Here is a 517-nt window from a genome sequence, read left to right as displayed (position 1 = left end):
GAGTTCTTATTCCAACAATTTGATGCCGCAGATTTAACAACATTGATTACAGCACTCGGAAATGAAAACGTAGCGCAAATTTTGGCTGAACCCAATCTTACTGTGATTTCTGGTGAGTCGGCAAGCTTTTTAGTTGGAGGTGAAGTACCAATTGTCGTTAGTACTAATAGTAACATCAACATCACCTTTAGAGAGTTTGGTATTAAGCTTGATCTCACTGCCAAGGTGCTGCATGAAGACAAAATCCGTATGCGCTTGATCCCGGAAGTTAGTGAAGTGGAAAGATACATTCGTGCTGCAGGTATAGAAGTACCGCAGTTTGCTACTCGACGAGCCATGACCACCATTGAGCTAGGTGATGGCGACAGCTTTGTCTTGGGGGGCTTAATGAGCAGTGCCGATCTTGAAGAGTTACAGAAAACCCCTCTACTGGGTGATGTGCCTATCTTGGGAGCGGCATTTCGGAAAGCATCCACAGACCGACGCCATACAGAGTTGATCATTGTTGCCACAGTCA

At 45.3% G+C, this 517-nt stretch carries 1 pseudogene; it reads left to right on the top strand.

Annotated features, from left to right (window positions below):
- Nucleotides 1-517: pseudogene (locus R7093_RS28150) on the top strand (pilus assembly protein CpaC); the annotation flags it as partial.

This window comes from Vibrio sp. 1580, assembly GCF_033340055.1.
The sequence above is the reverse complement of the archived record's forward strand: the minus strand, read 5'-3'. Positions and strand labels throughout refer to the sequence as shown.